Source organism: Marinomonas pollencensis (assembly GCF_003387375.1).
Classification (GTDB): domain Bacteria; phylum Pseudomonadota; class Gammaproteobacteria; order Pseudomonadales; family Marinomonadaceae; genus Marinomonas; species Marinomonas pollencensis.
Genome location: NZ_QUNG01000003.1, coordinates 364,470 through 371,179 on the forward strand (window position 1 = coordinate 364,470; position 6,710 = coordinate 371,179).

Here is a 6,710-nt window from a genome sequence, read left to right on the forward strand (position 1 = left end):
TGAGTGTCTGAATCATCCACTTTAAACCGTGTATTAACGGGGAATCTTTATCTTTCCTATTTCGTTTACCCCAGCGCCGCTCTAAAATGTTAAGCACTGCTTTTAACCTAGCTCCTAATCATCGATAGCAAAGAGATTCCCTGTTTTTATGATCCAATTTAGCGAAGTCAGTTTACAACGCGGTACACAGTTTCTTTTAGAAGACGCCGATCTCACTATTTTTGAAGGTCAAAAAGTGGGGTTGATCGGTGCAAACGGGGCCGGTAAATCATCCTTGTTCGCAATGGTGAAAGGCGATTTAAGCGCGGATACAGGTAGCGTTATTCTGCCCGGAAATCGACGTATCGCCTTCATGGCTCAAGAGGTAGAAGAGACCCAACGCAGTGCATTAGATTATTGTCTCGATGGCGACGATAAACTAAGAGAGATCGAAGCCAATATCGCCCAAGCTCAGACCCTAGGAAACAACCACGATCATGCCCACTGGCTAGGCGAATTCGAAACCGCCCATGGCTACACTGCACAGTCCCGAGCAGAAACTTTACTCCAAGGCCTTGGCTTTAAAATGACAGATATGCACAAACCGGTAGCGGATTTTTCGGGTGGTTGGCGAATTCGCTTAAACCTAGCCAAAGCCCTAATGTGCCCTTCTGATGTCTTGCTGCTTGACGAACCAACCAACCATTTAGATCTAGATGCCGTCATGTGGTTAGAAAATTGGCTACGTCAATACCCAGGCACACTACTGTTGATTTCCCATGACCGTGATTTTCTAGACGGCATTTGCAGCCATATTGTTCACCTTTATCAGAAAAAGCTTGTTCTCTATAAAGGTAATTACTCTAATTATGAACGACAGCGAGCAGAGCACTTGGCACAGCAACAGGCCAATTATGAGCGCCAGCAAGCCAAACGCGCACACATGCAACAATATGTAGATCGCTTTCGTTTCAAGGCAGATAAAGCAAAACAAGCCCAAAGCCGCCTTAAGATGCTGGAGAAGATGGAGCTTATTGGCCCGGCGCACATTGACTCTCAATTTGAATTTTCTATCCCAGTGGCAGAAAAAACCTCGCAATTATTGGTCAATTTATCACAAGCCAATTTAGGCTACAGGTTAGAATCTGGGTCACAGGTAATCCAACTCGAAGACACCAACTTTGCAATTCGAGATGGTCAACGCATTGGTTTACTTGGCCCTAATGGCGCGGGTAAATCGACCTTAATTAAATCCATTGTTGCGGAGTTAGCATTACTAAGTGGTGAGCGCATCACCGGAGAGAACCTAAAAATTGGCTATTTCTCCCAGCATCAGCTTAGCGCCTTGGACCTAGAGGCTTCGCCCCTATTACATATTCAGCGCCTTTCTCCAAAAATATTAGAAAGTGATATTCGTCGCTATTTAGGTGGCTTTGGTTTTACTGGTGATGATGCTTTAAGAGCAGTAAAAGGCTTTTCTGGCGGAGAGAAAGCACGCCTAGCGTTGTCATTAATTGCATGGACAAAACCTAACTTGTTGGTGCTCGATGAGCCAACCAACCATTTAGACTTAGAAATGCGCCAAGCCCTCACGGAAGCGCTGCAAGAGTTTCCTGGCGCCATTTTAGTTGTTTCCCACGATCGCCACCTATTAAACAGCACTGTCGATGAATTTTACCTCGTTGCTGACCACCAAATTCAGGCATTTGACGGTGACTTAGCGGCTTATCATAGCTGGCTACAAGCTCGTCAAGCTGCCGTCACACAACAAGAAAAAACGGCGGCCACACCGGATAAAGTAGAAAAAATCGACCGTAAGGAAGAACGTCGTAAAGCCGCCGAAATGCGCGAGAAATTGCGCCCTTTGCGCAAGCAAGTGGAGAAGTATGAAAAGGCGGTACAAACTGCTCAAGCTCACCTTGATACCATTTCCGACGCCATGGCAGACCCAACACTTTATGAGTCAGAGCAAAGGGATAAATTGCAAAGCCTGTTAACTGACGAAGCAAAATGGAAGAAGTCATTAGAAGAAAATGAAGAGGCGTGGTTCGAATTACAAGAAGAACTTGAAGAGGCGGAAGCCAATTTGGCCTAAATTAGCCGTATAGCTAATCAAATAACACTCGTACAGGCTTGTTTGACTTATCTCTGTCACACAAATTAAGTACATTTATACTCAGTAAAATAGGAGCTTTGGGATGACTTTTCCATACACTCGTATGCGTCGCATGCGAAAAAATGATTTTTCTCGTCGCCTCATGCGTGAAAACCGCCTAAGCACAGATGATTTAATCTATCCCATGTTTGTCATAGAAGGCACCAAGGTTCGCGAGAGCGTGGATTCTATGCCTGGCATTGAACGTGTGTCGATCGACCTTTTATTAGAAGAAGCTCAACAACTGGTGAACCTAGGCATTCCTATGGTGGCACTTTTTCCTGTTGTGGCGGCAGATAAAAAATCTCTAATGGCGGAAGAGTCTTATAACCCAAATGGCTTAGCTCAACGCGCTGTCCGAGCATTAAAAGAAGCTTTTCCTGAACTCGGTGTGATGACTGATGTGGCTCTTGACCCATTCACCACCCATGGCCAAGACGGTATTATTGATGACTCAGGTTATGTCCTTAACGACACCACAATTGAAGTGTTAGTTAAACAAGCCTTGTCCCATGCACACGCAGGTGCGGATGTGATCGCTCCATCCGATATGATGGACGGTCGTATTGGCGAAATCCGTGAAGAACTTGAGACTGAAGGCTTCATAAACACCATGATCATGGCCTATTCTGCGAAGTATGCTTCTGCCTACTACGGCCCTTTTCGTGACGCTGTAGGCTCTAGTGGTAACCTAGGGAAAAGCAATAAGTCTACTTACCAAATGGACCCTGCTAACTCTGATGAAGCAATTCGCGAAGTGCTACTGGATTTAGACGAAGGGGCGGACATGGTGATGGTGAAACCAGGCATGCCGTATCTTGATTTGGTCCGCCGGGTAAAACAGGAACTGGAAGTACCTACTTTTGTTTACCAAGTTAGTGGCGAATACGCGATGCATATGGCGGCCTTCCAAAATGGCTGGCTAGATAAAGACAGCATTATTATGGAATCTCTATTGGCCTTTAAACGCGCAGGTGCCGACGGCATTCTCACCTATTTTGCAAAAGACGCAGCACGTATACTTAAAGCACAACAATCACAATAAAGTAAACCGCACAATATCGAATACTCCGAAATTGGAGCTAAATTAGATCAAACATACGGTGACCTTCTGGCTAGGTTGGTGTAATTTATAAGTTAATAGCCACTTCGTATAGAAGTGGCTATTCGTGCAATACCTATAAAATAAGACGATGGTATTTGGGAGTAATAAAAAGGCATGTCAGAACAGACACTAACTGAACTAGATAAAAAGGAAGTCGCCCCGATTCTGACAAAAGAAGTGGGTGGAGAAGAATTAGTATTAGAGCCGATTCCAGAACAACCTCAGGATCCGAGTAAGGCCGCCTTAGAGGAACGCTTGCCAGAAGAAATTGATTTGGCAGACCCGGAGCTCTATTTTAATCGAGAACTAAGCCACTTGCAGTTCAATGCTCGAGTTCTTGAACAAGCCATGGATGAAAATCACCCAATTCTAAATCGCCTTACTTTTTTGTGTATTTTTAGCTCGAATATGGATGAATTTTTTGAAATTCGTGTCGCTGGGCTAAAAAGCCAACTGGAATACAGCCGAGAGAAAAATGGCCCTGATGGCATGCACCCGAAAAAAGTGCTGGGCTTAATCAGTGAACAGGCCCACAAATTGGTGCGTCGCCAGTACCGTATTCTTAACGACATCATTTTCCCAAAATTAGCGGCTGAAAACGTAAAATTCATTCGCCGCTCGGTATGGAATGAAAAACAGGCCGCTTGGGCAAAACGCTACTTCCGTGACTATGTGTTACCTATTATTAGCCCCATAGGTCTGGATCCTGCACACCCATTCCCGCGCCTTGCCAACAAGACTTTTAACTTTGTTGTTGAATTAGAAGGCCGAGATGCCTTTGGTCGAGAAAATGGTCTTGCTATTGTTCCTGCACCTAGTTCTTTACCTCGTCTTGTAAAAATGCCGGATGATGTAGCAGATGGTGGAGACAACCTTGTGTTTCTTTCCTCCATTATTCATGCTCATGCAGACCAGCTTTTTCCCGGTATGACAGTAAAAGGCTGTTTCCAATTCCGCCTTACTCGAAATGCAGATTTAGAGGTCGATTCCGATGATATTGGAGTCGATCTAGCGGGCGCCCTTAGAACAGAATTACAAAGCCGTCATTACGGTAGCTCTGTTCGCCTTGAGATCGCTGATAACTGCCCTACACATATAATAGATTCCTTGCTCAAACAGTTTGATCTGGAAACACAAGACCTTTATAAAACAGATGGCCCTGTTAACTTAAGCCGCTTAATGGCAGTGCTTGAACTGGTCGACCGTCCAGACCTTATGTACCCTCCTTTTTCCCCTGGATTGCCTAGAAAACTCGCCAGTTCAGGTGGGATTTTTGAAGCTATCAAGCAACGTGACTATCTCTTGATGCATCCCTTTGAGAGCTTTTCACCGGTTATCGACTTACTGAGCGATGCGGCTAAAGACCCTCATGTGGTTGCGATACGTCAAACTTTATACCGCACCGGCGCACGTTCACCTATTGCTAATGCCTTAGTAGAAGCGGCTCGTAATGGTAAGGAAGTGACTGTAGTGATCGAGCTACGGGCACGCTTTGATGAAGCGCAAAACCTAGCATTAGCCAGCCGTCTGCAAGATGCTGGCGCTATTGTTGTTTATGGTGTCGTTCGTCATAAAACCCACGCGAAAATGATCCTAATCGTACGCAGGGAAGGCTCGGAACTAACACGCTATGTTCACCTAGGTACCGGCAACTATCATGCGGGTAATGCTCGTCTGTATACCGATTACAGCTTTCTAACTTGCGATAAAGAAACCGGTGATGATGTACACCGCGTGTTCCAGCAGTTAACAGGCATGAGTAAAGAGCTGAAAGTGAAAAAACTGCTACATGCTCCTTTCACGCTACGCGACCGTTTGCTCGACATGATCAACCGTGAAGCAGAAAATGCCTTACAGGGTGAGCCATCTCGAATCATCATTAAGGTAAACTCCCTCACAGAGCAGCGTTTGGTTCAGGCTCTGTATAAAGCGTCACAGGCCGGGGTGAAAATAGACCTGATTGTTCGAGGCATCTGTACTCTGCGGCCTGGAATTAAAGGCATTTCGTCTAATATTCGTGTGCGTAGTGTGATTGGCCGCTTCTTAGAGCACACTCGAGTCTATTACTTTTATAATAATCGCAACCCTCAGGTTTACCTATCTAGTGCTGATGGTATGGATCGTAACTTGAATAACCGTATTGAAGTCGCCTTCCCGCTACAAGATCTAAAATTGTCGCGACGAGTGAAGAAAGAGCTCGAACTCTACTTATCCGACAATACCCAAAGCTGGATACTGCAAAGCGACGGCTCATATCAACTCTCCAAACCGAGAAAGGGTGAATATCGTAGTGCCCAACGCACCTTACTCAGCGAACTGGCAGATAGTACACGTTAACCTGTTAGTGTAATTCATAGATTCAAAAGGCCCAGCATAGTCTGGGCCTTTTGTGTATAACCACCTAGCTTATCCCCAGACTGTATCGTTCAGTCTTCCCTACTCATCGAATATATCTTAATAATTAAACTCTTGGAGAGCAGATAACGCCTCCTGTCTTTTATCCCAAGGAACAAAAACATGGTCATGATAATAAGCCGCGATCACATTAGCACTGATGCTTTTTTCGGTTAACTTATCGGAAACTGCCGCCGTTAGACCTACGGCTTCTAAGCTGGAATGAACGGTCAGCGTGATCTGACTAAACACCCCATCAAACACCAAGCCAGCTCGCTCTGCTATAGATTTTTCAAGCACTAACGTTAAACCTTCTGCCTCCATAAACGTAGCCAAAGGCTCCAACTCAATGAACTCCACTAGCTTTCCAGATACAGTACAAAATACATACTGAGAATCCTGTAAGCTTGGATTCATAGAAGCTAATAATTTCTCTAACTCAACTACTCCTGACATATCCCGCCCTTTCACCAACCATGAAATTTAAATAACCTTGCTAATAAAGACAGGCACCGTAGTTATTGCTAATAAAGACAGGCACCTTACTTATAAAGACAGACATACTTTAAATTCAGTAAAAGCGACTAAATTTAAGCTAGTACATTATTAATAGGCACAAATATACCTAGTAAAAGAAAGAAACGACAATCACACAACTCATGACCTTTTAAAAAGTAATGATTAAGCAATTTTTACACATGAGAAAACCTCAGCTTAAGGCCGATAGATGACATTCAGATTGCTATTGGATTCAACCGAGCCGCTGATTATGCTTGCTGTACCGCTTTCGTTGGTGAGCGTCACAATACTGATCAAGGGAGGCTGTTTGCCCGACTACCCTGCCCGTTCTGGCTTCAAATTCCGTGGCCATGCACAACCAATTGTCGGATGATAGATTCAGGCGCTGTAAGATAGGCAGCAGGGATCCATCTATGGCACCCTTTTTCCCCTCTTTGATTGTACGGCCAGTTATGTCGACCAACTCCAAATAATCTGTCAGTTTGAAAGGCAAACCATTGGGCATTTCCTGTCTAGGATTGCCGACAAATGGAAATAAGATTGTCGGTTGATTCGAGC

5 protein-coding genes are annotated in these 6,710 nt (G+C 44.7%); 4 read left to right on the plus strand and 1 reads right to left on the minus strand.

Annotated elements, in window-relative coordinates:
• Positions 1 to 148: 148 nt before the first annotated feature.
• The 3 genes from DFP81_RS06810 (at position 149) to ppk1 (ending at position 5,576) form a co-directional block, all read left to right on the plus strand.
• Positions 149 to 2,074: an ABC-F family ATP-binding cassette domain-containing protein gene (locus DFP81_RS06810; protein WP_115897003.1), complete on the plus strand. Its 1,926-nt coding sequence runs from the start codon at positions 149 to 151 to the stop codon at positions 2,072 to 2,074.
• A 103-nt stretch (positions 2,075 to 2,177) separates the two neighbouring features.
• Positions 2,178 to 3,179, plus strand: coding sequence for a porphobilinogen synthase (gene hemB / locus DFP81_RS06815; protein ID WP_115897004.1), 1,002 nt, complete (start codon positions 2,178 to 2,180; stop codon positions 3,177 to 3,179).
• Positions 3,180 to 3,353: 174 nt separating this feature from the next.
• Positions 3,354 to 5,576 (plus strand): polyphosphate kinase 1, encoded by a 2,223-nt coding sequence (gene ppk1 / locus DFP81_RS06820; RefSeq protein ID WP_115897005.1) that lies wholly within the window; start codon positions 3,354 to 3,356, stop codon positions 5,574 to 5,576.
• Positions 5,577 to 5,693: 117 nt separating this feature from the next.
• On the opposite strand, the gene DFP81_RS06825 is transcribed toward ppk1, so the two are convergent.
• Positions 5,694 to 6,089 (minus strand): ACT domain-containing protein, encoded by a 396-nt coding sequence (locus DFP81_RS06825; protein ID WP_115897006.1) that lies wholly within the window; start codon positions 6,087 to 6,089, stop codon positions 5,694 to 5,696.
• Positions 6,090 to 6,360: 271 nt separating this feature from the next.
• Here DFP81_RS06825 and DFP81_RS18205 point away from each other — a divergent pair, with 271 nt between their 5' ends.
• A complete protein-coding gene (locus tag DFP81_RS18205; RefSeq protein ID WP_181903051.1) occupies positions 6,361 to 6,525 on the plus strand; it encodes a hypothetical protein in 165 nt (54 codons plus the stop codon).
• The last annotated feature ends 185 nt before the right edge of the window (positions 6,526 to 6,710 follow it).

Bases quoted from the DNA above. Each gene is read 5' to 3' on its own strand.
- DFP81_RS06810 (WP_115897003.1), top strand. From the start codon at position 149: ATGATCCAATTTAGCGAAGTCAGTTTACAACGCGGTACACAGTTTCTT.
- hemB (WP_115897004.1), top strand. From the start codon at position 2,178: ATGACTTTTCCATACACTCGTATGCGTCGCATGCGAAAAAATGATTTT.
- ppk1 (WP_115897005.1), top strand. From the start codon at position 3,354: ATGTCAGAACAGACACTAACTGAACTAGATAAAAAGGAAGTCGCCCCG.
- DFP81_RS06825 (WP_115897006.1), bottom strand. From the start codon at position 6,089: ATGTCAGGAGTAGTTGAGTTAGAGAAATTATTAGCTTCTATGAATCCA.
- DFP81_RS18205 (WP_181903051.1), top strand. From the start codon at position 6,361: ATGACATTCAGATTGCTATTGGATTCAACCGAGCCGCTGATTATGCTT.